The organism is Microbacterium sp. (assembly GCF_035277845.1).
In the GTDB taxonomy this organism is placed as follows: domain Bacteria; phylum Actinomycetota; class Actinomycetes; order Actinomycetales; family Microbacteriaceae; genus Microbacterium.
This window is the reverse complement of the sequence record NZ_DATEJS010000267.1, coordinates 1-25,734: the sequence shown is the minus strand read 5'-3', so window position 1 is coordinate 25,734 and position 25,734 is coordinate 1. Positions and strand designations below refer to the sequence as shown.

Genomic DNA, 25,734 nt, shown 5'->3' with positions numbered 1-25,734 from the left:
GCGTCGCGGGAACGGTCAGTCGGGCATCACGGTCGGCGAGAACCCGGCGGCGGTCAGGGTGCGGATCACCTCGGCCCGGTGATCCTCGCCGCGCGTCTCGACGCTCAGCTGCAGGATCACCTCGCTGATCTGCAGGCCCTGACCGTGGCGCGTGTGCAGCACCTCGATCACGTTCGCGCCGACACTCGCCAGCAGCTCCGACACCTGGGAGAGCTGGCCGGGACGGTCGGGCAGCGGGATGCGCAGGGTCATGTAGCGGCCCGATGCCGCAAGGCCATGCGCCACCACGCGCTGCAGGAGCAGCGGGTCGATGTTCCCGCCGGACAGGATCGAGACCGTCGTGCCCGTGGGCGCGATCTTGCCGGCGAGGATCGCCGCCACGCCGACCGCACCGGCCGGCTCGACGACCTGCTTCGCGCGCTCGAGCAGCACCAGGAGGGCGCGCGCGATGTCGTCCTCGGTGACGGTGACGACCTCGTCCACGAGCGCACGGATCATCTCGAAGGGGACGTCACCGGGCCGCCGGACCGCGATGCCGTCCGCGATCGTCGGCGTGGTCTCGAGCTCGATGGGGCGCCCTGCGGCGAGGGACGGCGGATAGGGCGCGGAGTTCGCCGCCTGCACCCCGATGACGCGCACCGTGCGCCCGACGGCCGCAGCACGGGCCTTGATCGCTCCGGCGACGCCGGCGATGAGACCGCCGCCGCCGATGCCCATGATCACGGTGTCGAGGTCGGGCACCTGGCGCCACACCTCGAGGCCGAGGGTGCCCTGTCCGATGATGACGTCGCGGTGGTCGTACGGGTGGATGAACACGGCGCCGGTCTGCTCGGAGAATTCCGCCGCACGCTGCAGCGGGGTCTCGACGGTTTCGCCGTCCAGGACGACGTCCGCGCCGTAGCCGCGGGTCGCCAGCAGCTTCGGCACGGGCACGCCGAGCGGCATGAAGATGGTCGCGGGGATCCCGAGCTGGTGCGCCGCGAGCGCCACCCCCTGGGCGTGGTTCCCCGCGGAGGCCGCCACCACACCGCGGCGCCGCTCGGCCTCGGTGAGCTTGGAGAGGCGGTTCACGGCGCCGCGGATCTTGAACGACCCGGTGCGCTGGAGGTTCTCGAGTTTGAGCAGCACGGGCGCGCCGAGCACGTCCGAGAGATGCTGCGAGTGGTCGACGGGGGTGTCCGAGATGACGCCGGTGAGCTCGGCGGCGGCATCCTCGTAGTCGGCCAGGGTGGGAAAGCTCATTCGTCGCCCTTCTTGGTGCGCGGCACCGTGCTCCAGATCAGATCGGCGGTGCTCGGGATGTGTCCCGTCTCCCAGGCCCGGTCGCTGAGATACACCCACACCACGTTCACGAAGGCCGCCATCGGCACCGCGAACAGCGCCCCCGGGATGCCGGCGATCATCGCGCCGCCCGCCACCACGAGCACGACGGCGAGCGGATGCACCTTGACCGCGGAGCCCATCAGCAGCGGTTGCAGGATGTGCCCCTCGAGCTGCTGCACGCCGAGCACCACCACGAGCATCCAGACGGCGATGAACCAGCCGTTGTACACGAGCGCGAGGAAGACGGCGACGGCGCCGGTGACGACGGCGCCCACGATCGGGACGAACGCGCCGAGGAACACCAGCACGCCGATCGGCAGCGCAAGCGGAACCCCGAGCAGGAACGCGCCGACGGAGATGCCGACGGCGTCGATGGAGGCCACCAGCAGCTGCGTGCGCGCGTAGTCGACGACCGACCGCCAGCCGGCACGTCCCGCGCCGTCGATCGCGGCTCGGGCGGGGCGTGGGAACAGGTTGGTCGTCCAGCGCCAGATGCCGCCGCCGTCCGCGAGGAGGCAGAGCAGCACGAACAGCGCCAGGAGCGCCCCGGTCGCCAGATGCCCGACAGTGGCCCCGATCGCGAGAGCGCCGGTCCACAGCACCTGCGCCCGCTGCTGGACGAAATCGCCGACCTGCGAGATCACGGAGTCGATCTGCGCCTCGGTGAGATGCAGCGGCCCGGTCACGAGGAACGTGCGCAGCGCGTCGATGCCCTCGACGGTTCTCGCCTGCACCGACGACCACTGCAGCGTGATCTGCCAGATCGCGAGCGTGAGCAGTCCCGTCACGACCGCGACCGCAGCGACCACGGTCACCACGATGGCCGCCCACCGCGGCATCCGATGCCGGACCATGAACGAGAACGCGGGCCACACGAGTGCCGTCACCAGGATGGCGACCAGCAACGGGACCACGAGGAGCTTCAGCTGGATGACGAGCCACACCAGCACCCCGACTCCGGCGGCGATGACGAGCAGGCGCCAGGCGTAGGCGGTCGCCACCCGCAGACCGCGGGGCACCAGCTGCTCGGCCTCCGGGCGCACGGTGCCCACGACTCGCCGGTCGCTGCGCATCCCCCGCCACCGGGACGGCGGCGTGCTGTCGGGACCGGTCATCCCGCCAGTCTATGGCTGAGCGGCATCAGAACCTGCCGCCGATCTCGTGCAGGCGCGCGATGCGATCCGGGATGGGCGGGTGCGTCGAGAACATGCGCTCGAGCGCGTTCGGGCGAAGCGGGTCCGCGATCCAGAGGTGCGCCATCGAGGTGTTCGCACGGGCCAGCGGACGCGCGTTGTCCTGCAGTTTCGCGAGCGCGGACGCGAGGCCCTCGGGGTCGCGCGTCGTGAGCGCACTCGTGGCATCCGCGAGGTACTCCCGCTGCCGTGAGATCGCCGCCTGCACCGCCCCGGCGAGGAGCGGCGACAGGATGGCGGCGACGATGCCGAAGACGAAGAACAGCAGCTGCAGCTGCCCTCCCCCGTTGTTGTCGTTGTTGCGCCGTCCGCCGCCGAAGAACGCCATGCGCAGCATCAGGTCGGCGATGATGCCGACGGCGACGACGAGACCGAACACCAGCATCGAGACGCGGATGTCGTAGTTGCGGATGTGCCCCAGCTCGTGCCCGAGCACCCCCTCGAGCTCCCGATCGGTCATGATCTCGAACAGACCCGTGGTCACCGTGATCGCGGCGAGCTCGGGTTTGCGGCCGGTCGCGAAAGCATTGGGGGCGGCGTCTTCCACCACGTAGAGCCGGGGCATGGGGGTGCCGGTCGTGATGCAGAGGTTCTCGACGATCCGGTAGTAGCGGGGCGCGTCGGTCTGCGTCACCTCGAACGCTCCGGCGAGGGCGAGCGCCTCACCGGATGCCGCGAAGTACTGCACGGTCGCATAGCCGGCGGCGAAGACCAGAACGAAGCCGGTGACCCACCAGTTGTTCGCCATCAGCCAGCCGGCGAGCAGCCCGATGGCGCCGATGAACAGCACGAAGCCGATGAGGATGAACCAGGTGTTGCGCTTGTTGCGCGCGATCGCGGAGTACACGAATGAGGGCCCGCCTGCTCTGTGGGTTCGGACTCGTCTGCGGCTTGCTCAACCTCGAGCCGCAGACGGATCGAGGTCGCTGCGCGACCTCGACCGGTCTCGGCTCAAAACTGCACGCGCGGCGGCTCGGAGATCGCCGCGGCGTCCACGACATCGAAGAACTCCCGCTCGCCGAACCCGAGGCGCCTGGCGAACATGTTGTTCGGGAACGTCTTGACCTTGGTGTTCATCTCGCGGACGCCGCCGTTGTAGAAGCGGCGGGATGCCTGGATCTTGTCCTCGGTGTCGGTGATGGAGGACTGCAGCTGCAGGAAGTTCTGGCTCGCCTGCAGCTGCGGGTAAGCCTCGGCCACCGCGAAGATCGAACGCAGCGCCTGCTGCATGTGCCCCTCCGCGACGCCGGCATCGGCGGGGCTGGAGGCGCCCAGCGTCTCCGCACGCGCCTGGGTCACGTTCTCGAACACGGCCTTCTCGTGCGCGGCGTAGCCCTTCACGGATTCGATGAGGTTGGGCAGCAGATCGGCGCGCCGCTTCAGCTGCACCGTGATGTCGCTCCAGGCCTCGTCCACCCGCACGTTCAGCTGGACCAGCGAGTTGTACGTCGCCCACAGGTAGATCCCGATGATGACGACGATCGCGACCACGATCAGGACTGGGATCAGCCATTCCAGCATTGCAGATGTCTCCGTTTCCAGGGTTGCCCACAGTCTATCGGCGGCGCTTCGCGCGCCGCCGAGCGCGCATCGATCTCTCAGTGCTTACTCACCGAGAACACGCTCGAGATAGGCGTTCCGGAACATCCGCGTCGGGTCGAGCCGGTCGCGCAGGGCGGTGAAGTCGTCGAAGCGCGGATACCGGTCGCGCAGAGATGCGGCATCCTGCGTGTGCATCTTGCCCCAGTGCGGGCGGCCGCCGAACGACGTCATGATCTGCTCGACTGCGGTGAAGTAGCGGGTCGGATCCTCGCGCCAGTACCGGTGCACCGCGATGTACCCCGTCGCGCGGCCGTGCGCGGTCGACAGCCACAGATCGTCCGCCGCGGCGAAGCGCACCTCGATCGGGAACGAGATGCGCAGGCGTTCGCGGGCGATGAGGGCGCGGACCGCTTCGAAGGCGGGGCGCACGTTCTCCGCGGGCAGCGCGTACTCCATCTCGCGGAAGCGCACGTCCCGGTTCTGCGTGAGCACCCGGTGGGACAGGTCCGTGTATTCGCGGTTGCCGGTGAGCCGCACCGCGAGGCGCGAGAACGGCGGGATGACGGCCGGCACGGCGGCGCCGGTCGCGCACACGACCCGGTACACGCCGTTGGAGAGCAGCTCCTCGTCGATCCACCGTCCCACGGGCGGGAGGGGACGCAGTGGAGTGGCCGCCGGCATCCGCGTCTGCGTCTTGGTGAGCGCGACGTCGGTGTGCGGGAACCAGTAGAACTCGAAGTGGTCGGCCGCCGCGACGCGCGCGTCCAGGGTCGCGAGCACGTCCTCGATGGGCTCCGGGTGTTCCACCGCCTGCAGCACGAACGCCGGCACGCACTGGACGGTCACCTCGACGAGCACGCCCAGGGCGCCGAGTCCGAGCACCACCGCCGGCAGCAGTTCGGGGTTCTGCTCGTCGTCGACGCGAAGCAGTCCGCCGTCGGCGGTGACGAGCACCGCTCCGACGATCTGCGTCGCGATACCGCCGAAGCCCGCCCCGGTGCCGTGCGTGCCGGTGGAGATCGCGCCCGAGATCGACTGACGGTCGATGTCGCCGAGGTTCTGCATGGCCAGCCCGTACGGCGCGAGGAGCTTCGGGATCTGGTGCAGCCGGGTGCCTGCCAGAAGCGTGACGCGTGCCCGGTCGGTCTCGACCGACACGAGCCCGCTCAGATCCCTCAGATCGAGCAGTACCCCGGGTGCCACCGCGATCCCGGTGAAGCTGTGCCCCGCACCGACGGCCTTCACGCGCATGCCCCGCGCCGCCGCGGCGACGACGGCGCGCTGGACCGCACCCGCACTGGCGGGGAACTCCACGCGCTGCGGCCGCACCCGCGCCGATCGGCCCCAGTTGCGCCATTCTCCGCCGGGTCGTGTCACAGGAACGCCTTTCCTTCGCCGCGGTATGTGGGGAGCTCGCCGACCACACGGCCGTCGTCGACGAGCAGGTACCGGTCGACACGCTCGGCCAGCTCGCCGCTCTTCGCATGCCGGAACCAGACCCGGTCGCCGACCCGCAGATCGCGTGCGGTCTCACCCTGAAGCGGCGTCTGCACCTCGCCGGAGCCCTCCCGCGTCAGCGTGCGAAGTCCGACCGGCCACACCGGCCGGGGCTGGCGCGAGGCGACGGCGGGGCCTGACGCGATCCATCCGCCGCCCAGCACGGTGATGATGTCGGCGGCCGGCTTGCGGACGACCTCGAGCGAGAAGGCGGCTGCCGGAGCGGGCTGGAAGGCGCGGTAGCCGTCGAACAGGTGCCCGGCGAGCAGTCCGCTGCCCGCGCCGAGTTCGGTGACCGACGGATCGGACGACGTGCGCTCGAGCGACCCGGTGCCCCCGCCGTTGACGAACTCGAGCGGTGCGATCTCGCGGAGCGCCGCGACGATCGCGGCGCGGCGCTCCCGCAGTTCGGCCGCCGACCGGCTCTGCATCCATCGGATGACGGCGTCCTGCGCAGTGCCGGCGGCATCCGGCTGCCCGGCGATCTGCGCCTCGTACATCATCAGGCCGACGAGGCGGAATCCCGGCCGCCGCCCGATGGCCCGGCCGAGCAGCGCCGCATCCTCATCGTCGAACACGGGTGACCGGCGCACCCCGACGTGTCCGAGCGGCGCCGACCGGAACGACGCGTCCGCGTCGATCGCGAGTCGCAGGGTCTCCCGCTCGGCGGGCGGCAGCACGGCGTCGATGAGATCGAGTTGCGCGGTGTCGTCGACCATGAGGGTGACGCGGGATGCTGCCACGGGGTCGGTCGCGAGCCGCCGGATCGCCGCCCGGTCGGCCGTGGGGTACCCGAGCACGATGTCGTCGTGGCCGTGCTCGGCGAGCCACAGGGCCTCGGGGAGCGTGAACGCGAGGATGCCGGCGAAGCCGGGCAGCGCCAGGGCGGCGTCGATGACCTCGCGGACACGGACGGATTTGCTCGCGAGCCGGATCGGCACGCCGCCGGCGCGAACCGCCATGTCCAGCGCATTGAAGCGCAGTGCGGCGAGGTCGATCGTGGCGATCGGCCCCGACTCCCCCGCGACCGCCTGGGCCATCCCGGGCCAGTACGCGCCGTCCTCCCAGGGCCGGCCGACGAGCGGCGCCGGCGAAAGAAGATCGAGGCTCACGGGCGGCTCCTTCGCATCCCACCACCCTACGGGAGGAACGCGGAGTCACCGGGTACGGGACTCAGTCCCACGCGGAACCGTGCCCCCGGTGGGACTCGAACCCACACTGAAGCGAGTTTAAGTCGCCTGCCTCTGCCATTGGGCTACGGGGGCCGGGCATCCACCGGCGGAGACGCGGATGCCGCAGGGCCATCTTCTCAGACGGGCCTGCGGCATCCGGAATCCGATCACTTCGAGACGGTGGCCTTGGCCTTCTCCGCCTTCGCCTTCTCGGCCTTGGGCTTCGGAGGCGTCGCCGGCTTCTCGGCCGGCTTCTCGACCTTGGCCGGGGCTTCGGCGGGCTGCGCGGCAGCCGCGGCGGGCTGAGCCGGAGCCTCGGGCGCCGGGACGGGGGCCGTCTCCGCCTTGGGCTTCGGACGGGCCGCGAACTCCTCGAACGCCGCACGCGGGAACTGGATCGCCTCCAGGCTCACGTTGTCGCGTCCGAGCCAGAAGTCGAGCCACCAGTCGCCGATGACGCGCCACTTGCGCTCCCACGAGGGCATGGCGAGACCGTGGTAGCCGCGGTGCGCGACCCACGCGACGAAACCCTTGAGCGCCAGGTTGCCGGACTGGAAGACGCCGTTGTAGAGGCCCAGACCCGCGACGGCGCCGAGGTTCTTGTGGAAGTACTGCTTCGGCTCCTCGCCGCGCAGCACCGCCACGAGGTTCTTGGCGAGCAGCTTCGCCTGACGGACCGCGTGCTGCGCGTTCGGCACGCACATGCCGCCGACGCCGCCGCCGCTGAGGTCGGGGACCGCGGACACGTCGCCGGCCGCCCAGGCACCCTCGATGATCTCGTCGTCCGAGCCCACGCGCAGATCGGCGCGGGTCTGGATGCGACCGCGGCCCTCGACGAGCAGGTCGCTGCCGCGCACCACGGTCGGGTTCGCCATGACGCCGGCGGTCCACACGATGAGGTCCGTCGAGATGGTCTGTCCGTCGGACAGCTCGACGTTGCCGTCGACCGCGCTCATCACCTGCGTGTCGAGGTGCACGTACGCGCCGCGCTTGGCGAGGCTCTTCAGCACCCACTCGCTCGTCTTCAGCGACACCTCGGGCATGATGCGCCCCATCGCCTCGATGAGGTGGAAGTGGGTGTCGTCGAACGTGAGCTCGGGGTAGCTCTTCAGCAGGGCCGAGCCGAGGGCGCGCAGCTCGGCGAACGCCTCGATGCCGGCGAAGCCGCCGCCGACGACGACGACCGTCAGCAGGCGGTCGCGGTCGGGCCCGGGGGGCATGGTCGCCGCGCGGTCGAAGTTCGTCAGGATGCGATCGCGGATGGCGACGGCCTCCTCGATCGTCTTCAGGCCGATCGCGTTGTCGGCGATGCCCGGGATCGGGAAGGTGCGCGAGACCGCTCCGGCCGTCACGACGATCTGGTCGTACTCGTGCTGCCAGCTGACGCCGTCGGCGCGGGTGATCGTCGCCGTCTTGGTCGCGTGGTCGATGCCCGTGACCTTCGCGGTGACGACCCTCGTGCGCTTGAGGTGGCGCCGGTGCCCGACGACCGCGTGCCGCGCCTCGATCTCGCCGGCGGCGACCTCGGGCAGGAACGGCTGGTACGTCATGTAGGGCAGCGGGTCGACCATGGTGACCTCGGCCTCACCCTTGCGCAGATGCTTCTCGAGCTTCCAGGCGGTGTAGAAGCCGGCGTAGCCGCCGCCGACGATCAGGATTCTGGGCGCAGTGGTCTGTGCGCTGTTCACGATGGGAGAGCTCCTCGCGGGTTCAACTGTTCGGCGTACGGGGGTGACGCGCCGATCGGATGCGTCGGACAGCCACGGTGACGCCGAACGCAACCAGTATAGCGGGCACCGTGAGCCCGGCCAGCGGAACGGTGCCGTAACGCAGGGTTTCCGCTGTCGGAAGGAGGGCGGAGGTGGTGTCGCCGACGTCCGTCGCGGGCGGCAGAGGGGGCACCGTCACCTGCACCTGACTGGGCTCCGGGACCGGCACCACGTCTGCTCTGCGGTGCAGCCGGATCCAGTCCTGGAGGCTTCCCATCGGGTTGCCCGTGACGTGCGCGATGCCCGTCGCCGTCACCGCTGCGGCGGCATCCACGATGCCGTAGCCGTAGGTGGCATCCGGGACGTGCGTCTGCGCCGGGGCGCGTCGCGCGGTCTTGATGATCTGCTCGATCACGTCGTTCGCGTCGAGGCCCGGGTGCGCGGACCGCACGAGCGCCACGATGCCGGCCACGATCGGAGCTGCACCGCTCGTGCCCTCCCAGCCGACGGTCTGGCCGTCCGCGGAGATGCCCAGGAGTTCCTCGCTCGGGGCGGCGACCCCGATCGTGATCCCCTGGGTGGAGGCCTCGCGGCTGGCCGCGCCGGTGCGCGTCACGCCGGCGACCGTGAGCACACCGGGGATGGTCGCCGGGGCGCCGACCTGGGTGGTCCCCGCCCCGCGGTTGCCTGCCGCCACCACGACGACGACGTCGTGCTCGAAGGCGTACAGGAACGCGCTGTCCCAGCTCGGATCCCACTCGGTCGAGTTGGTGGTGAACGAGAGGTTGATGATGTCGGCGCCATGGTCCACCGCCCAGCGGATGCCCTTGGCCACCTGCTCCGCGAACGGCACCCGGGAGACCGATCCGAACCCGACCGAGATGGACAGCAGGTGCGCGGCGGGCGCGACCCCGATCATCCCGGTCCCGTCGGGGTCTCCGCGCGCGGCAAGCAGTGACGCGACCCAGCTGGCGTGGTCGGCGTCGACGGCGCCCACCGGCGTGCGTCCGTCCGCCGAGCCCACCCCGGACTCGTCCGTGCCTCCGACGACGGCCGAGTCGAGCTCGGGGTTGCGGCCGATCCCGGTGTCGATGATCGCGATCGTCTGCCCCTGCCCCTGGGTGGTCTGCCAGGCATCACGGACCGCCGTGCTGTCGAGCCAGTATTCGGCCTGACGCGTCGCGTCGACCGGGTCGTCGGGCGGCGGGGTCGCGCCGGTGAGCACGAGCACCGCGAGGATGCCCGTGACGACCAGGAAGACGCCGCGTCTCATCGCGGCTATCCGGCGGTGGGCCGCGCGTCGGGAGCGAGTGCCGCGCCGGGCTCGGCGCACACGCACCGGTGGGGCGACCAGGACGATCGGGCCAGGGCGGCGTCGCCGATCGGGTTCACGCCGGGACCGGCTGCGAGGGCGTGCCCGGCGAGGGCGTGGAGGCACTTCACGCGCGTCGGCATCCCGCCTGCCGAGATGCCCGCGATCTCGGGCACGTCGCCGAACTGCGCACGGTCGGCGAGGTAGGCGAGATGGGCCGCCGCGTAGGCCGCGCGCACGTCGTCGTCGACGGCGAGCAGATCCTGCAGCTCGGGCATCACGTGCTCCGCCTCGAGCGTGGACATCGCCGCCGTCGCCGCCGGATGGCTCAGGTAGTAGAACGTGGGGAACGGGGACCCGTCGGGCAGCCGGGGCGACGTCGCCACCACCGTGGGGTTGCCGCAGGCGCATCGCGCCGCGATGCCGACGACACCGCGCGGCTCGCGGCCGAGCTGGGTGCGCAGCACCGCGATGTCGGCGGGTGCGAGCGGGGCGAAGGGCGGTGTCGTCACCAGACAAGGCTAACGACACCGCGGCCGGACGCCCGCATCAGGCCCCTCCCGCTACTTGGTCACGGCGATTCGCGCGGTGCCCGCCTGCACGACGGATGCGACCAGCTGCGAGGTCCAGTCGGTCTTCGTCTGCTCCACGGTGCGGCTCACCGCCGCTTGCTGCGGCGGCAGCCGGGATGCCGGCAGGTCGTCGATCACGAGGTAGACGACGTCTCCGGGCTTGACGTAATAGAGGCGCTCGCGCGCCTCGCTCGCGATGTACGCCGGGTCCTTCCAGCGCTCGCGCTCCTGGTCGAGGGCGGCGACGTCGTCCTTCGCGACCTGAACCGAGTGCCGGAGTGCGGCGATCTGCTGCTGCTGCCCGACGTACGTGGACACCGTGGGCACGAGCACGCAGACCGCGAGGATGACGAGGCCCATCATGATCACCGTGAAGCCCGACAGGCGCAGGCCCCCGAGCCACGCGCGCACGTCCACCCGTCGAGGCGCCGCGGCGGTCGGCGGTGCGTCCCGACGCGGGTGCGGAGCCTGTCGCTGCGGATGCTTCCCGGCCGCCTTCGACGCGGGCGTCCTGTCGCGGTCGTGAGACGCCGAGAGGGGAGCCGGACGTCTCATGCGGCTCCCCTCTCGGATGGATCGTCTACGTGCGCGGGCAGGCCTTACTTGCCGAAGCGCGGGAAGGCGGCGGCGCCGATGTAGTCGGCGGCATCCCCCAGCTCTTCTTCGATGCGCAGAAGCTGATTGTATTTCGCGACGCGCTCGGAGCGGGCAGGCGCACCGGACTTGATCTGACCGGAGTTCACGGCGACCGCGAGGTCGGCGATCGTGGTGTCCTCGGTCTCACCCGAGCGGTGCGACAGCATGGTGGTGTAGCCGGAGCGGTGCGCCAGGCTGATCGCGTCGAGCGTCTCGGACAGCGTGCCGATCTGGTTCACCTTGACCAGGAGGGAGTTCGCGACGCCGAGCTCGATGCCCTTCGCGAGCCGCTCCGGGTTGGTGACGAACAGATCGTCGCCGACCAGCTGCACCTTCTTGCCGAGGCTGTCGGTGAGTGCCTTCCAGGCGTCCCAGTCGTCCTCGGCGAGGGCGTCCTCGATGGTGACGATCGGGTAGTCGTTCACGAGTCCGACGTAGTACTCGGTCAGCTCGGCGGCCGTCCAGTCCTTGTTCTCGAGGCGGTAGACCCCATCGTTGAAGAACTCGGTCGCGGCGACGTCGAGGCCGACGGCGATCTCGCGGCCCGGGGCGAACCCGGCCTTCTCGATGGCGCGCACCAGGAAGTCGAGACCCTCGCGGTTGCTGGGCAGGTCGGGGGCGAAGCCGCCCTCGTCGCCGAGGCCGGTGTTGAACCCGGCGGCCTTCAGCTCGCCCTTGAGGACGTGGTAGGTCTCGGCGCCCCAGCGCAGCGCCTCCGCGAAGCTCGACGCGCCGATCGGGGCGAGGAAGAACTCCTGCATGTCGATGCCGTTGTCGGCGTGCTCGCCACCGTTGATGACGTTGAACAGCGGAACGGGCAGGATGTGCGCGGACGGGCCGCCGAGGTACCGGAACAGCGGCAGGTCGGCACTGTCGGCCGCGGCCTTGGCGACGGCGAGGCTGACGCCGAGGATCGCGTTGGCGCCGGTGCGCGACTTGTTCTCGGTGCCGTCGGTCTCGATGAGGATCTCGTCGATGACGCGCTGCTCGGACGCGTCGATGCCCTCGATCGCCGGGCCGAGTTCGTCGATCACCGCGTCGACCGCCTTCAGCACGCCCTTGCCGCCGTAGCGGCTCTTGTCGCCGTCGCGGAGCTCGTACGCTTCGAACGCGCCGGTGGATGCACCCGACGGGACGGCGGCGCGCTGCACGATGCCGTCGTCGAGGAGCACCTCCACCTCGACGGTCGGGTTGCCGCGCGAGTCCAGGATCTCGCGTGCGCCTACAGCCTCGATCAGTGCCACAGGTGGGCTCCTTCGTTTGGAGGGGGTGGGGTTTCCGAGTCTAGCGGGGCGGTATCCACCATCCGAGAACTCAGGGAGCGATGTCGTCCCCCGTCACATCCACCACATCGGTGAGCACCGCGATCGCGACGCCGTCCCAGCCCTTGCGGTCGATGGTCTGCAGCGCGGTCGCGTCGAAGCGCGGGTCGGACCCGAGCATCGCGAGGCCTGCGCGGGTGCCGGTCACGTGCGAGGCCGTCGCGGTGGGATCGGCCACGTCTCCCCCGCGCCCCACGTTGTCGACCACCACGACGGTGCCGGGATGCCCGAGCCGGGCCGCCCAGTCCAGGTAGATCGTGTTGGATTCCTTGTCCGCGTCGATGAACACGAGGTCGTAGTCGCCGGGCAGCGTCGGCAGCACGTCCGCGGCGCGCCCGAGCCGGATCTCGACCTTTCCCCCCACCCCGGCGCGGTCCAGGTTCGCCCGCGCGACCGCGGCGTGCGCGGGCTCCGCCTCGATGGTCGTCACGGTGCCGTCCGCCGGGATGCCGCGCGCCAGCCAGATCGTGGAGTACCCGCCGAGCGTGCCGATCTCGAGCACGCGGCGCGCGCGGGAGATGCGGGCGAGCAGGTGCAGCAGCTTGCCGTTCAGGGGTGCCACCTCGATCGAGGGCAGGTGCGCGGCGTCCTGATCCGCGACGGCCCGGGCGAGGCCCTCGTCGTGGCCGACGAGCGTGTCGGTGAGGTAGGCGTCGACGCGGCGCGCGGCATCCAGGCTGAGTTCGGTCATGCCCTCAGGGTCGCGTGCCCCACCGCCTCCGTCAAGCACGTCACTTCAGCCGCGCAGCTGCGCCACGATCGCGGCGATGCGACGCTCCCGCGTGTCCGCGCGCTTCGCCTCTGCGACCGCTCGCGCGTGCTCCTTGCGCGGCGTGTAGGCGAGAGCGTCGAAGGCGGCGCGCACGGCCGGGTCGGCGTCGAGGGCGGCGGCCAGATCGTCCGGGACCTCGACGGTGCGCTCCTGGGTGTCGAGCTCGACGAGCGCGTCCACGGTGTCCCCGATGTCCACGCCGAGGTCGGCGCGAGCGGCCTTCGACAGGCCGATGAGATTGCGGCCGCCCATGACGCCGAGGCGCAGGGCCAGCGAGCGGTCGCCGACGGTGACCCGCACGGCGGCGCGCTTGCCCCCGCCGAGCTCGGCGACCTGGGCATCGGTCAGCTCGATCGCGGTGGCCGGCCCGTGCGGCTCGAGAAGGGTGCGGATGCGAAGGCTCATGCTCCGATCCTCGCGCACTTCACCGGGCCCACGTCAAGGCCGCGACGCGCGCGGTTCAAGGCCGGTAGCGGCGCGGCATCCGCCGGCGGAACGCGCCCGCCCAGTCCGTGTCGACGACGACGGAGCCCGCCTTGACCCCGATGCACAGGCTGACGAAGGTGAGCACGGCGGTCGGCGCCGACGACGACCCGAGGGACGCCAGGGCGACGAGGCCCACTGTGCCGGGGACGAGCAGCAGGAAGGCGGGCCGGAACATGATGGATGCCGGAACCCCGAGCGGCATCCGCTCCATCACGCGGGCGGCGATGAACAGCACGGCGCCGACGACACCGGTCGCGACGGCCGCGCCGAACACCGGGGCGAGCACGGTCAGCAGCGCGTAGGTGCACAGCATCACGGCGACGCTGACGAGGGCGAGCCGCATGCCGGAGCCGAACGCCACGCACACGCCGAGGGCGAGGCCGACGACGCCGAGCCAGGCGACCGCACCGGACGGGGCGCCGGCCCAGGCGGCGGTCGTGTCGCCCGTGATGGCGCTTCCTACGAGGCTCTCCGAACGCGCATCCACGTGCACGCCGGCGACCGTGCTGCCCGCGATGATGCCGACGTACATGAATCCCAGCACGATCAGGCCGTACATGAGCCTCGCCGACCCGGTGACGATGTCGGTCGCGGTCAGCTCGAGGAGCGCGTTGGTGATCAGGGCGCCCGGCACGAGGATCGCGAACGGCGCGCAGACGGCGAACAGCGGGATCGGACCGAGGGCGAAGAGGGAGTCGATCGCGGCCATGGCGACCGTGGACAGGAACGCGGCGACGAACGGCACGAGTGCGGCCGCCGGGCGGACCCGTCCCATGACGGCGGTGACGACCGCGAGGAGCAGACCGACGAGGGTCGCCGCGGCGATCGCCCACCACGGGCTCCGGAAGACCAGCGCGAGCCCGCCGGAGACGAGCGCACTGCCGGCCACCCAGGCGAAGTCCGGGTGCGCCATCCGCAGGCGCCGGATCGCGCTGATGTGCGGTGCGGCGTCCTCGAGCCGGATGCCGCCCGCGCCGAGGCTGTGCACCAGACGGATCGCGTGCGCGGACTGCCGCATGGTCAGCGACTGGGACGGGACGATCGACATCGAGGTGCCGGGCTGCGCGGTCGTGCCGCCGACCAGGACGGCGGCGGGCAGCACGGCGACCGGGGGCACGGGTTCGGCGCCGTTCACGCGCGACACGTGGATCAGCGCCTCGCGCACGTCTGTGACGGACACCTCGGCCTCGAGCAGCAGCGCCCCGAGGGCGGCGAGGGTGGGATCGTCCGGCTGTGCGCCGTCCGCGCTCCCCATCTTCGGTTCCCCTTCCCGGCGCGTCAGGCGAGCGGCTTGATCTCGAGATCGTCGGTCTGCGCACCGACGAGTGCGAAACGGTTGTAGCCGTCGGCCGCGGCGCGCTCGAGCAGCGCCTTCAGGTTCTTCGTGCGCGTCTCGAGGCGCACGCGCGCCCCGGTCGCGACCAGCCGCGTCTTGTGCGCCACGAGTTCACCCACGGGCACGTCCCGGTCGTGCACCAGCACGACGGCGTCTGCCGCGCCGTCGGCATCGTCGGCGATCAGGTCGACGATCCGCTCGAAGCCGATCGAGAACCCCACGGCGGGCACGTCCTGGCCGAGGAACCGCCCGATCATGCCGTCGTACCGTCCGCCGCCGCCGAGCGAGTAGCCCACGCTCGGGTGCGCGAGCTCGAGGATCGTGCCCGTGTAGTACCCCATCCCGCGCACCAGGAAGGGGTCGAAGACCAACGGGATGTCCGCGCCACCTCGGGCCGCTGCGACGGCGTCGCCGATGCCCACCAGGTGCGCGACGACGTCGTCGGGGGCGCCCGCCGGGAGGGCCGCGCGGATCTGCTGCTCGCCGAACGGGAGACCCTGCGCCGCCGGCCGCCCCAGGAACGACTCGAAGGCGCTCACGGCGGAGTCCACGGCGCCGCGACCGCGAAGCTCCGCGGCGACGCCCTCGGGACCCACCTTGTCGAGCTTGTCGATCGTGATGAGGACGCCGGCGCGTTCCGCCGCGGCGAACCCGAACGTGTCCAGCATCCAGTCGAGGGCACGGCGGTCGTTGATGCGGATGCTGCCGCCTTCGAGTCCCAGCGCGTCGAGGGTGTCCAGCGTGGCGACCGCGAGTTCCGCCTCGGCGCGCGAGGACGCGTCGCCGATGATGTCGATGTCGCACTGCACGAACTGGCGGTAACGGCCCTTCTGCGGCCGCTCGGCCCGCCAGACCGGCGCGATCTGGATCGAGCGGAAGACGCCGGGCAGCTCGCCCCGGTGGCTGGCGTAGAACCGCGCCAGCGGCACCGTCAGGTCGTAGCGCAGGCCGAGGTCGGTGAGCGCGGCCGGATCGTGTGCCGCTGCCCGGATGGCGTCGGCATCCAGCCCGCGCTTGAGGATGTTGTAGGCGAGCTTCTCGTTGTCGGCACCGAGCCCTGCGTGCAGCCGGTCGTACTCCTCCATGACCGGCGTCTCGATCTCGTCGAATCCGTGCGCGCGGTAGCGCTCGCGGATGACGGCGAGCACGCGCTCGCGACGGGACTTGTCGGCGGGGAGGAAGTCGCGCATGCCGCGCGGCGGATTGACGGATGCCACGGCTCCATCATTTCAGGTCGCCGCGACGAGCCCGAACCCGCGCCCCTCGCTCAGTTCGCGCAGGACCTCTTGACATTCAAGCGATCGCTTGAATAATCGAGGTATGAGTGCGGTGACGCAGACGTTCGCGGCGATCGGAGATCCCGTGCGCCTCACCATCGTCGACCGCCTCGCCGAATCCGACGCCACCGTCGGCGAGCTCGTCAGCCTGTTCGACATCTCGTTCCAGGCCGTGTCGCAGCATCTCGACGTGCTCGAACGGGCGGGCCTCGTCTCGCGGCGCCGCGAGGGGCGCACGCGCCGGGTCAGCCTGGAACCGGCGCGACTGGACGAAGCGGCCGGGTGGATGCTCGCCCGACGGCGCCGGCTCGAGGAGCGCTACGCCCGGCTCGACGAGGTGCTCGCCGCACTCGCGGCCCCGCCGCACGCGGCCCCCACCGCCCCACCCCGACAAGGAGACAGATCATGACCGAGCACGACATCGCATTCCCCGGCCTGACCGCGCACACGCGCACCGGCGAGCAGAGCATCCTCCACCGCCGTGAGTTCGCCTTCCCCGCCGAACTCGTGCAGCGCGCCCACATCGACGCCGACCTCTTCCAGCAGTGGATGGGGCCGAAGGGCACGACCGTGCGGCTGGACCGTTTCGACGCGCGCACGGGCGGCGCCTTCCGCTACGTCGTCGAAGCCCCGGACGGCGGTGCGTGGGCCTTCCGCGGCGCCTACCACGAGGTCTCCCCCGGTGTCATCGTGCACACCTGGGAGTACGAGGGCGAGCCGGGAGCGACGCTCGAGACGCTGCGCTTCGTCGACCTGCCGGAGGGTCGGAGCGCGCTCGAGGTCACGTCGACCTACACGTCCAAGGAGGCGTGCGACGCGATGCTCGCCTCGGGGATGGACGCCGGCATGGACGAGGACTTCGAGCGCCTCGACGCCGTGCTGGCCGCGCTCTGACTCAGTCGGAGCGCTCCGCCTCACGAACCTCGCGCGCGAGCGTGCGCACGCGCTCGCGCAGCGCCCGCTCGGCATCCCAGCCGTTGGCGCGGGCGGTCGCCACCAGGGCCAGCAGCGCATCGCCGAGGTCGGCCTCATCGCTCGGGGCGTGGGGAACGGTCCGCGCAGGATCGAGGCCGACCTGCGCCGCCTTCCCGAGGAGCTTCTGAGCCAGGGCGAGCGACGGCATCCGCTCGCTGACCCCGTCGAGCACACTGGTGCGCTCGCGTTTCTCAGCGGCCTTCGCCGCGTTCCACAGCACGAGCACCTGTTCGGGCGTCTCCGCGATCTCCCCGGCGAAGACGTGCGGATGCCGGCGCACCATCTTCTCGGTGAGGCCGCGCGCCACGTCGTCGATGTCGAACGGGTCGTCGGGGTCGCGTGAGGCGATCTCGGAGTGGAACAGCACCTGCCACAGCAGATCGCCGAGCTCTTCGCGCAGGTCGGCGCGGGAGCCGTCCTCCACGGCATCGATCACCTCCGCGCTCTCTTCGACGAGGTAGGGCACGAGGTCCCGGTGCGTGATCTGCTGCGTCCAGACGCACCGGTCGCGCACGGTGTGCATCACGTCGGCGGCCTCACGCAGCGGATCGGATGCGGGCGGACGGCCGGTTCGGTCCTTCCGGCCGGGTCCCTGCCGCGGTTCGGGATCGGTCATGCGGACTCCTTCCGACGGGAGATGCGGGCACGCCACGCGACCAGGACGGCACCCGCGATGAGGGAGACGACCGACCCGGCCAGCACCCCCAGCGTGGCGGCATCCCGATCCGGCGCACTCTGCGCGAACGCGAGCGAGGCGAGCAGCAGCGACACCGTGAACCCGATGCCGCCGAGTGCCGACACGGCGAGCAGGTCGCCGGCCGCGAACTGCTCGCCGCGACGCCCGATCGTGCGCTGGGAGATCCAGGCGGCCGAAGTGATGCCGACGAGCTTGCCCACGGGGAGCGCGATCAGCACCCCCCAGAACGCCCACGACAGCCCGCCGCCGACGGCCGGGACGACCACGAGTGCGGCGAAGAACGCGAACGCCGGCAGGACCACGCCGTTGATCCACGGCTCCAGCGCGTGGCGGGCGCGCATGGCCGAGCCTTGCGCCATGGCGAGCCCGAGGAGCACGCCCGCGATCGTGGGGTGCACGCCGGACAGGAGCATGCCGCACCAGGTGGCCACGGCGACGACCCCCATCACGATCCCGATGACGAGGCGCGCCCTGCCGGCGTCGAGACGGCTCAGCACCGCGAAGACGACGACCCCGGCGACCGCGAGCGCCAGCATCCCCCAGTGCAGATCCCGCGCATAGAGCAGCGCGATGAGCACGATCCCGACGAGGTCGTCGATGATCGCGAGGGCGAGCAGGAAAGCGCGGATGCCGGCGGGGAGCCCGCGCCCGAACACCGCCAGCACGCCGAGGGCGAACGCGACGTCCGTCGCCGTCGGCACCGGCCAGCCGGCGGTGACACCCCGTCCGGCGGTCACCGCGAGATAGATCACGACCGGCGCGGCGACGCCGCCCAGCGCGGCGATGGCGGGCTGGACCGCCCGCCGGACGCTGCTCAGCTCGCCTCGCGTGATCTCGAACTGGAGCTCGACGCTGACGCCGAAGAAGAAGATCGCGAGCAGGCCGTCCTGCACCCAGTGCGCGACCGAAAGGTCGAACGGCGGGGGCCCCACGTGCCCCTGAGCGAATCCCATGACTGCCGGCGCGGCGGCGGAGTTCGCGACGATCAGGCCCGCGGCGGCCGCCACCAGCAGAAGGGACGCGGCGAAGCGCTCGGATCGGAGGAGGCTCATCGGCACCCATCGTAACGAGGCGCCTCAGACACGAGCCGGAAACACGAGCGCGGATAGGGTGGTGCCGATGCGTGAACCCACCCCCACCGAAGCCCTTGACCTTGTCGGACGATACGAGGCCGGTCACGAGATTCCGGAGAGGATGCGCGGCGACGTGCGTCTGCTCAGCACCCTGCTCGGCCGCGTGCTGCGCGAGAGCGGAACGCCCGGCCTGTACGAGGACGTGGAGCGCCTCCGGGTCGCCACGATCCAGGCCTACACCGACGAGACCCCCGAGGCCTTCGCCCAGGCGGAGCAGATCGCCGACTCCTTCAGCGTCGAGCGCGCCGACGAGGTCGCCCGCGCCTTCACGGTCTACTTCCACCTCGCGAACCTCGCCGAGGAGCACCAGCGCGTCCGCATTCTGCGCGAGCGCGACGGCCGGCCCGAGAAGGAGAACGCGACCGACTCGGTCGCCGCGGCCTTCGTGCGCCTCTCCGCGGAGATCGGCGACGACTCCGCGCTCGAGCGCCTGCAGAACCTGCGCTTCCACCCGGTCTTCACCGCGCACCCGACCGAGGCACGACGGCGCGCGGTGTCCAGCAGCATCCGGCGGGTGGCGCGGCTGCTCGCCGAGTACGAGAACTCGGCGCACGACGGGGCGGACCAGCGACGCGCGGAGCGCCGTATGCTCGCCGAGATCGACCTGCTCTGGCGCACCGCCCCCCTGCGCCCGCAGAAGCCGAGCCCGACCGACGAGGTGCACACCATCATGTCGGTCTTCGACGAGACGCTCTTCACGGCGGTGCCCAAGGTCTACCGCCGCATCGACGACGCGCTGCAGGGAGTCGCCGCCGGCAGCCGCAAACCCGTCGTGCGACCGTTCGTGCGACTCGGATCCTGGGTGGGCGGCGACCGTGACGGCAACCCGTTCGTCACCGCCGCCACGACCCGCAAGGCCGCCGCGATCGCCAGCGAGCATGTTCTGCTCGGGCTCGAGCGCGCCGCGACGCGCATCGGCCGCACGCTGACCCTGGACGCCGCCTCGACTCCCCCGTCGGTGGATGTCGAGACGCTCTGGCTGCGGCTGAAGGACGCCGACGAGGATGCCGCGGCCGAGATCGCCAAGCGCTCCCCGGACGAGCCGCACCGCCGGGTGCTGCTGCTGGTCGCGCGCAAGATCCAGGCGACGCGCACGCGCGACGCCGACCTCGCCTACCCGGACGCCGACGCCCTGCTGGCCGACCTCCTCACCGTGCAGCGTTCGCTCGTCGACGCGCGTGCGCCGCGGCATGCGTACGGCGAGCTGCAGTCGCTCATCTGGCAGGTCGAGACCTACGGGTTCCACCTCACCGAGCTCGAGGTGCGCCAGCACTCCGCCGTGCACCGCAAGGTGCTCGCCGAACTCGACGCGGGCGCGCCGACGAGCGAGCTCGCCGAGGAGGTGCTCGACGTCTTCCGGGCGATCGCGCACATCCAGCAGCGGTACGGCCTGCGCGCCGCGGGACGCTACATCGTGTCGTTCACGCAGTCCGCGGCGGATCTGGATGCCGTGCACCGCCTCGCGCGCCATGCGGTCGGGCCGTCCGGCACGCCGCCGGTGCTCGACGTCATCCCCCTCTTCGAGACCTTCGCGGACCTGCAGGCCGCCCCCGGCATCCTCGCCGAGATCGTCACCCATCCCGCGTTCGCCGCCCGCCTCGACGAGACCGGCCGGCGCCTCGAGGTGATGCTCGGCTACTCGGACTCGTCGAAGGACGTCGGCCCGGTGGCCGCGAACCTGGCCCTGTACGAGGCGCAGGCCCTGATCGCCGCCTGGGCGCGGGATGCCGGCATCCAGCTGACCCTCTTCCACGGCCGCGGCGGGGCGCTCGGCCGTGGCGGCGGACCGGCCAACAGCGCCGTGCTCGCGCAGCCGCCGCACTCCGTGGACGGTCGTTTCAAGCTCACCGAGCAGGGCGAGGTCATCTTCGCCCGCTACGGCGAACCGGCGATCGCGATGCGGCACATCGACCAGGTCGCCGCCGCCGTGTTGCTGGCCTCCGCGCCGTCGAACGAGCACCGCAACAGCACCGCCGCCGACGAGTACGCGGACATCGCCGCCGTGATGGACACCACCTCCCGGGCGCGGTTCTTCGAGCTCGTGAAGGCGCCCGGGTTCGCACCGTGGTTCGCGACCGTCACCCCCATGGAAGAGGTGGGCCTGCTGGCCCTCGGCTCCCGGCCCGCACGCCGGGGGCTGTCGGTCGAGTCGCTGGAGGACCTGCGTGCGATCCCGTGGGTGTTCGCCTGGACCCAGGCCCGCATCAACCTCGCCGGGTGGTTCGGGCTCGGATCGGCCCTGGAAGCCGTCGGCGACGAGCCGCGCCTGCAGCAGGCGTACCGGGACTGGCCGCTGCTGCGGACGCTCATCGACAACGTCGCCATGAGCCTCGCGAAGACCGACGACCGCATCGCGCGCCGATACCTGGAACTCGGCGACCGCGACGACCTCGCGCAGCTCGTGCTCGACGAGATGGCGCTCACCCGCGACTGGGTGATCCGGATCACGGACTCCGTCGAGCTTCTCGCCAACAAGCCGGTGCTGCAGCGGGCGGTCAAGCTGCGCAGCCCGTACGTGGACGCGCTCTCGCTCCTGCAGCTGCGGGCCCTGCGGGCGCTTCGCGAGGCGCCTCAGGATGCCCCGGCGGACCCCGACCTGCAGCGCCTGCTGCTGCTGTCGGTCTCAGGCGTCGCGGCCGGCCTGCAGAACACCGGGTGACCGGCGGCGCTCAGTCGATCTGCCGGTCGGTGGAGTGCCGGGCGAGACTGCGCCCGTAGCGCTCGGTCAGCTGGGTCATGAGGTCGGGAGTGTCGCGATCCAGTCCGAAGACGTAGCCGGTGAAGTCGAGCTCCTGCTGGGCCTCCCAGATCCGCTCGTGCTCGTCCGGCGGCAGGATCTGCAGCGGGTTGCCGACGGCGACCCATCCGATCGGCACCACCGTGTTCTCCGGCAGCACGGTGCGCAGGTGCACGACGGCGTTGATGCGCACCTCGCTGCGCGCGCCGATGCGCGCGCCGTTGAAGATGCGCGTCCCCGTGGCGAGGAACACCTCGTCACCGATCACGGCGCCGGAGATGCTCACCATCGGGCCGATGAGGGCGTGGTCGCCGATGTGCACCGGGTCGATGGCGGATGCCCGGATCAGCGCGTTCTCCATGACGATGACGCTCGCACCGATCGTGATCGGGCCGCCCTCCGCGGTGATCACCGCCCCGTGGAGCACCTGCGTGTCGGGACCGATCGTGACATCGCCGCTGATCACGGCGGTGGGGGCGATCACGGCGGACGGGTCGATGCGCGGGCGTGCGCCGAGGTGCTCGAACTGCATGACCTCACCGTAGCGCGGACCTCGACGCGACGCCCTTCGTTCCCGCGTGCCGCGCGGCGTCAGGCGGGGACGGATGCCGCGGCATCCTTCACCGGCCACAGCTGGCCGACGAGAGTCCCCACCCACTCGATGAGGGCGGCATCCGCCGGCGCCTCGCCGTCGACGAGCGGCAGCGGCACGAGCACGGCCTCTCCCCCGGCGACGAGCTTCCCCTTCGGGTAGAGGCGCTGCAGGCGCACCTGCATGGAGTCGGGGAGGTTCGCCGGCGCCAGGCGCAGGTTGGAGCCCATCGCGACGACGTCGGTCAGCCCCGCCTGGCCGACGCGTCGGCGCAGCCGGGCGACGGCGACGAGTCCCTCGACGGGGGCGGGGAGCTCGCCGTACCGGTCGCGCAGCTCCTCGACCACGAGGTCGATCGCCTCGTCCTTCGCCGTGACGGATGCCGCGGCGGACAGCTTCTGGTACGCCTCCAGGCGCAGGCGCTCGCTGTCGATGTAGTCCTCGGGGATCCGGGCGTGCACCGGCAGCTCGAGCCGCAGCTCCACCGGACCGTCGTTCTCCTCGCCGCGGAAGGTGGCGACCGCCTCGCCGATCATGCGCAGGTACAGGTCGAATCCGACGCCGGCGATGTGCCCGGCCTGCTCCGCCCCGAGGAGGTTCCCCGCACCGCGGATCTCGAGGTCCTTGAGCGCCACCTGCATGCCGGAACCCAGGTCGTTGTTGACCGCGATGGTCTCGAGGCGATCGGCGGCGGTCTCGCTCAGCGGCTTGCTGTCGTCGTAGAGGAAGTACGCGTACGCCCGCTCGCGCCCGCGGCCGACGCGGCCGCGCAGCTGGTGCAGCTGGCTGAGCCCGTACTTGTCCGCGCGGTCGATGATGATCGTGTTGGCGTTGGAGATGTCGAGGCCCGTCTCGATGATGGTCGTCGAGACGAGCACATCGGCCTTGCGCTCCCAGAAGTCGTCGACCACCTGCTCGAGGTGGTGCTCCCCCATCTGGCCGTGCGCGACCACGACGCGCGCTTCCGGCACGAGCTCGGCGATCTCGCTCGCGACGCGCTGGATGGACTGCACGCGGTTGTGCACGTAGAAGACCTGGCCCTCGCGCAACAGCTCCCGGCGGATCGCCGCGGCGATCTGCTTGTCGTTGCGCGGGCCGACGTACGACAGGATCGGATGCCGGTCTTCCGGCGGGGTCTGCAGCGTCGACATCTCCCGGATGCCGGTGACCGCCATCTCCAACGTGCGCGGGATGGGAGTCGCGCTCATCGCGAGGATGTCGACGTTCGTCTTGAGTTTCTTGAGCGAGTCCTTGTGCTCGACGCCGAACCGCTGCTCCTCGTCGATGATCATGAGCCCGAGGTCCTTGAACAGCACCTTCTCGGTGAGGATGCGGTGGGTGCCGATGACCATGTCCACGGTTCCGTCCGCGAGACCGGCGATGGTGTCGCGGGCCTGCTTGTCGGTCTGGAAGCGCGACAGCGGCCGCACCTTCACCGGGAACCCGGCGAAGCGCTCGCCGAAGGTCTCCAGGTGCTGCTTGACCAGCAGCGTCGTCGGCACGAGCATCGCGACCTGCTTGCCGTCCTGGATCGCCTTGAACGCGGCACGCACGGCCACCTCGGTCTTGCCGAAGCCGACGTCGCCGGACAGCAGCCGGTCCATCGGGATCGGCTTCTCCATGTCCGCTTTGATCTCGTCGATCGTCTGCAGCTGGTCGAGGGTCTCCGCGAACGGGAAGGCCTCTTCGAGCTCCCGCTGCCACGGGGTGTCCGGACCGAACGCGTACCCCTTGGCGGCCATGCGCGCGGAGTACAGCTTGACGAGCTCGACGGCGATGTCGCGCACGGCCCTGCGCGCCTTGCTCTTGGCCTGAGCCCAGTCGCTGCCGCCCATCTTCGACAGGGTCGGCGCCTCCCCGCCGACGTACCGCGAGAGCAGGTCGAGCTGGTCGGTCGGGACGAACAGCTTGTCTCCGGGATGCCCGCGCTTGGACGGCGCGTATTCGAGCACCAGGTACTCCCGGGTGGTCTTCACCGCGTGGCGGCCGCCGCTCGAGACCTCGCGGCGCTGCATCTCGACGAACCTGCCGATGCCGTGCGTGGCGTGCACGACGAAGTCGCCCGCCTTGAGCTGCAGCGGATCGACGACGCTGCGCCGGCGGGAGGCGAGCTTCTTCACGACGCGCGCGTCCCCGCTGATCGTGCGGCCGTAGAACTCGGACTCGGTGAGCACCGCCAGTTTCGCGCCGGGCGCTTCGAAACCGCGCTCGAGGGACGCGACGACGATGTGTGCGACGCCGGGCTCGGGCGCGTCGTGCACCGCATCGACGCGCCGGGCGGCGATCCCCCGCTCTCCCAGCACGTCGCGGGCGCGATCCGCGAGACCCGCCCCTGATGCCGTGACGACCACCGCCCAGCCGTCGTGCAGCAGCTGCCCGACGTGCTCGGTCGCGCCATCGACGTTGCCGTGGAACGAGGGCACGGGCGTCGCCGGCACGCGCAGGGCCGTGGCATCCGGCCCGTCGTCGATGAGCCCCTCGGAGGCTGCGTCCGCTGCACCCGAGTCGAAGGAGCTGAAGGTCCACCACACGCCGTCGCGGTCGCGCGCGATCTCCGCCAGCCGGTCGAGCGCGACGAAGTCGCCCGCGCCCAGGTCGATGGGAGTCGCGGCACCGGCGGTGGCGGCGTTCCAGGCCGCCTCGAGGAACTCGCGGTTGGTCTCGGCGAGGGTGACGGCCCGCGTCTCGGACCGCTCCGGGTCGAGGAGCGCGACAGCCGTGCCGGCGGGCAGCGCGTCGACGAGGGTGATGAGGCCGTCGACGAGCGCGGGGGTGAGGGACTCCATGCCCTCCACCGGGATCCCCTCGGCCATCTTCTCGAGCATGCCCCGCAGGCCCGGGAACTGCTCGCTCAGGGCGAGGGCGCGCTCGCGCACGTCGTCGGTCAGCAGCAGCTCGCGGCCCGCGAGCAGCTCGACGCGCGCCACGTCACCGGGAAGGCTGCGCTGGTCGGCGACCGAGAACGCCCGGATCTGGTCGACCTCGTCGCCGAAGAACTCGATGCGCACGGGATGGTCCGCCGTGGGCGGGAAGACGTCCAGGATGCCGCCGCGCATCGCGAACTCGCCGCGACGCGACACCATGTCGACCCGGTGGTACGCGCGCTCGACCAGCTGCGCCGCGATCGCGCCGAGGTCGTGGCCGCGCGCACCGGCGGCGAGCACGATCGGCTCGGTCTCCGCGAGGCCGGCGGCGAAGGGCTGCAACGCCGCACGCACGGACGCGGTCACGACGAGCGGGCCGCGCTGGGCAGGGTCGGCGGCATCCCACTCGCGGATGCGCTGCAGCACGTCCAGGCGCCGCCCGACGATCTCGGCACTCGGGCTCAGCCGCTCGTGCGGCAGTGTCTCCCACGCGGGGAAGTGCAGCACGGTGGCCCCGGCCACGAGCGAATCGAGGGCGGGCCCGACGGCATCCGAGCGGCGTCCGGTCGGCGTGATCACGAGGAGAG

At 71.4% G+C, this 25,734-nt stretch carries 22 protein-coding genes and 1 tRNA gene; 3 read left to right on the top strand and 20 right to left on the bottom strand.

Features of this window, described 5'->3' with window-relative positions:
• Window positions 1-15 precede the first annotated feature (15 nt).
• From ilvA to hisS, 16 genes are all read right to left on the bottom strand, one after another.
• Window positions 16-1,242 carry a threonine ammonia-lyase gene (ilvA, locus tag VJR25_RS11670; protein WP_324115152.1) on the bottom strand — a complete coding sequence of 409 codons (1,227 nt, stop codon included), beginning with the start codon at window positions 1,240-1,242 and terminating at the stop codon, window positions 16-18.
• Window positions 1,239-2,438, bottom strand: a complete 1,200-nt coding sequence (locus tag VJR25_RS11665; RefSeq protein ID WP_414683778.1) for an AI-2E family transporter — start codon at window positions 2,436-2,438, stop codon at window positions 1,239-1,241. Before VJR25_RS11665 ends, ilvA begins: the two co-directional genes overlap by 4 nt.
• A 25-nt stretch (window positions 2,439-2,463) precedes the next feature.
• Complete coding sequence (locus tag VJR25_RS11660; protein ID WP_324115150.1) at window positions 2,464-3,363, bottom strand: M48 family metalloprotease; 900 nt, start codon at window positions 3,361-3,363, stop codon at window positions 2,464-2,466.
• A gap of 104 nt (window positions 3,364-3,467) precedes the next feature.
• Window positions 3,468-4,034, bottom strand: coding sequence for a LemA family protein (locus tag VJR25_RS11655; RefSeq protein WP_324115187.1), 567 nt, complete (start codon window positions 4,032-4,034; stop codon window positions 3,468-3,470).
• 87 nt (window positions 4,035-4,121) lie between these two features.
• The gene (locus VJR25_RS11650) at window positions 4,122-5,435 is read right to left on the bottom strand and encodes a D-arabinono-1,4-lactone oxidase (RefSeq protein WP_324115147.1); all 1,314 of its coding nucleotides are present in this window, start codon (window positions 5,433-5,435) and stop codon (window positions 4,122-4,124) included.
• Window positions 5,432-6,667 (bottom strand): alanine racemase, encoded by a 1,236-nt coding sequence (locus tag VJR25_RS11645; protein WP_324115145.1) that lies wholly within the window; start codon window positions 6,665-6,667, stop codon window positions 5,432-5,434. Before VJR25_RS11645 ends, VJR25_RS11650 begins: the two co-directional genes overlap by 4 nt.
• An 80-nt stretch (window positions 6,668-6,747) precedes the next feature.
• Window positions 6,748-6,820: transfer RNA gene (locus VJR25_RS11640), tRNA-Leu, on the bottom strand.
• A gap of 74 nt (window positions 6,821-6,894) precedes the next feature.
• Window positions 6,895-8,415, bottom strand: a complete 1,521-nt coding sequence (locus tag VJR25_RS11635; protein WP_324115143.1) for an NAD(P)/FAD-dependent oxidoreductase — start codon at window positions 8,413-8,415, stop codon at window positions 6,895-6,897.
• Window positions 8,416-8,437: 22 nt separating this feature from the next.
• Window positions 8,438-9,709, bottom strand: coding sequence for a S8 family serine peptidase (locus tag VJR25_RS11630; protein WP_324115141.1), 1,272 nt, complete (start codon window positions 9,707-9,709; stop codon window positions 8,438-8,440).
• 5 nt (window positions 9,710-9,714) lie between these two features.
• Complete coding sequence (locus VJR25_RS11625; RefSeq protein WP_324115139.1) at window positions 9,715-10,260, bottom strand: DUF501 domain-containing protein; 546 nt, start codon at window positions 10,258-10,260, stop codon at window positions 9,715-9,717.
• A 51-nt stretch (window positions 10,261-10,311) separates the two neighbouring features.
• A complete protein-coding gene (locus VJR25_RS11620; protein ID WP_324115137.1) occupies window positions 10,312-10,731 on the bottom strand; it encodes a septum formation initiator family protein in 420 nt (139 codons plus the stop codon).
• Window positions 10,732-10,919: 188 nt separating this feature from the next.
• Window positions 10,920-12,200: a phosphopyruvate hydratase gene (eno, locus tag VJR25_RS11615; RefSeq protein WP_324115135.1), complete on the bottom strand. Its 1,281-nt coding sequence runs from the start codon at window positions 12,198-12,200 to the stop codon at window positions 10,920-10,922.
• Window positions 12,201-12,270: 70 nt separating this feature from the next.
• Window positions 12,271-12,969, bottom strand: coding sequence for an O-methyltransferase (locus VJR25_RS11610; RefSeq protein WP_324115133.1), 699 nt, complete (start codon window positions 12,967-12,969; stop codon window positions 12,271-12,273).
• 45 nt (window positions 12,970-13,014) lie between these two features.
• A complete protein-coding gene (locus VJR25_RS11605) occupies window positions 13,015-13,455 on the bottom strand; it encodes a YdeI/OmpD-associated family protein (RefSeq protein ID WP_324115132.1) in 441 nt (146 codons plus the stop codon).
• 55 nt (window positions 13,456-13,510) lie between these two features.
• On the bottom strand, window positions 13,511-14,791 hold the full coding sequence (locus tag VJR25_RS11600; protein ID WP_324115130.1) for a threonine/serine exporter family protein: 1,281 nt from the start codon (window positions 14,789-14,791) through the stop codon (window positions 13,511-13,513).
• Between the two features lie 23 nt (window positions 14,792-14,814).
• Window positions 14,815-16,062 (bottom strand): histidine--tRNA ligase, encoded by a 1,248-nt coding sequence (gene hisS, locus VJR25_RS11595; protein WP_324115185.1) that lies wholly within the window; start codon window positions 16,060-16,062, stop codon window positions 14,815-14,817.
• A 130-nt stretch (window positions 16,063-16,192) separates the two neighbouring features.
• Here hisS and VJR25_RS11590 point away from each other — a divergent pair, with 130 nt between their 5' ends.
• Both VJR25_RS11590 and VJR25_RS11585 read left to right on the top strand, forming a co-directional pair.
• Window positions 16,193-16,558 carry a metalloregulator ArsR/SmtB family transcription factor gene (locus tag VJR25_RS11590; RefSeq protein ID WP_324115128.1) on the top strand — a complete coding sequence of 122 codons (366 nt, stop codon included), beginning with the start codon at window positions 16,193-16,195 and terminating at the stop codon, window positions 16,556-16,558.
• On the top strand, window positions 16,555-17,043 hold the full coding sequence (locus tag VJR25_RS11585) for an SRPBCC domain-containing protein (RefSeq protein ID WP_324115126.1): 489 nt from the start codon (window positions 16,555-16,557) through the stop codon (window positions 17,041-17,043). Before VJR25_RS11590 ends, VJR25_RS11585 begins: the two co-directional genes overlap by 4 nt.
• Window position 17,044: 1 nt before the next feature.
• Here VJR25_RS11585 and VJR25_RS11580 read toward each other — a convergent pair whose 3' ends face one another.
• On the bottom strand, window positions 17,045-17,740 hold the full coding sequence (locus VJR25_RS11580; protein WP_324115125.1) for a MazG family protein: 696 nt from the start codon (window positions 17,738-17,740) through the stop codon (window positions 17,045-17,047).
• Window positions 17,737-18,873, bottom strand: coding sequence for a Na+/H+ antiporter NhaA (locus VJR25_RS11575; protein WP_324115124.1), 1,137 nt, complete (start codon window positions 18,871-18,873; stop codon window positions 17,737-17,739). Before VJR25_RS11575 ends, VJR25_RS11580 begins: the two co-directional genes overlap by 4 nt.
• A gap of 67 nt (window positions 18,874-18,940) precedes the next feature.
• Here VJR25_RS11575 and VJR25_RS11570 point away from each other — a divergent pair, with 67 nt between their 5' ends.
• Window positions 18,941-21,613, top strand: coding sequence for a phosphoenolpyruvate carboxylase (locus VJR25_RS11570; RefSeq protein WP_324115123.1), 2,673 nt, complete (start codon window positions 18,941-18,943; stop codon window positions 21,611-21,613).
• A gap of 10 nt (window positions 21,614-21,623) precedes the next feature.
• Here the strand turns inward: VJR25_RS11570 and VJR25_RS11565 are convergent, their stop codons facing one another.
• Both VJR25_RS11565 and mfd read right to left on the bottom strand, forming a co-directional pair.
• Window positions 21,624-22,223 (bottom strand): gamma carbonic anhydrase family protein, encoded by a 600-nt coding sequence (locus VJR25_RS11565; RefSeq protein ID WP_324115122.1) that lies wholly within the window; start codon window positions 22,221-22,223, stop codon window positions 21,624-21,626.
• Between the two features lie 59 nt (window positions 22,224-22,282).
• Window positions 22,283-25,734 (bottom strand): transcription-repair coupling factor (gene mfd, locus VJR25_RS11560; protein WP_324115121.1); only part of this gene is annotated, 3,452 nt, incomplete at its 5' end.